The 1096-nt window shown below is 40.8% G+C and carries 1 protein-coding gene; it reads right to left on the bottom strand.

What is annotated here, in order from left to right:
• A partial coding sequence (locus AC1DTM_RS27890; RefSeq protein ID WP_477001414.1) for a thioesterase domain-containing protein occupies window positions 1–1096 on the bottom strand: 1096 nt, incomplete at both ends.

Raw genomic sequence — 1096 nt, 5'->3', positions numbered from 1 at the left:
GTATTGCAACCGAACTTTCCATAGTAAGTGGTTTACCATCCATGTTATCTGGATCATATCCACCTAAAGCAAGTAATGCGATTAACGCTTCTTCTTCAGTAGGTGCTTCCGTATTTGGTAAGAAATGACCAGGATAAGAATCAAGCATAACGAGTAATTCTACTTCTTCCCCTTCATTTTGTAGTTGCGCCGCCATTGCATGAACAACATTTCCTCCAAGCGACCAACCGAGTAAACGATACGGTCCGTGAGGCTGTACTTCACGAACGTGTTTTAAATAATCCGCCGCCATCTCCTCTAAGCTTTTTGGAAGTTCTTCATTTTTAGCGATACCACGTGCTTGTACACCATAGATTGGATAATCTGTTCCTAAAGATTTCATAAGTCCTGCATAGCACCAACTTAATCCACCTGCTGGATGTACACAAAATAGTGGTAATTGCTCTCCGCTTGCTCGTAATGGAAGCAACACATCAAGTGCACTTTGACCATTCCCCATTTCAAGTCTTTCAGCAAGCCCTGCAACAGTAGGTGCTGCAAATAAAGTTCCGATATTTAGTTCAACTCCAAGTGCCTCTTTAATGCGACTCATCAGCTGCACTGCAAGAAGTGAATGACCACCAAGATCAAAGAATCCATCATCAATTCCAATTTGAGACACACTTAAAACTTCTGTAAACAAGTCACATAATATTTCTTCTTGCGGTGTTCTTGGTCCGCGGCTAGAAGATGATGCAATAAATTCTGGAGCTGGCAATGCCTTTCTATCTAATTTACCGTTTGGCGTTAAAGGTAACTCATTTACTACTACAAAAGCGTATGGAACCATGTAATCTGGTAAACTACCTCCCGCATGCTGACGCATTTCATTCGTATCAATCGTTTCATTATTTGATGCGACGATATAAGAAACTAATCGTTTATCCCCTGGTTGATCTTCTCGTACAATAACAGCTACTTGTTCAACTTTAGGATGTTTCATTATTACCGCTTCTATTTCCCCTAATTCAATTCGGAATCCACGAATTTTAATTTGATGATCTGCACGTCCTATATAATCTAACGTCCCATCTTGACGCCAACGTGCTAAGTCTCC

Source organism: Bacillus sp. P4_D3, assembly GCF_056401855.1.
Note: the sequence above shows the minus strand (reverse complement) of the source record. Positions and strands in the feature narration are given on the sequence as shown.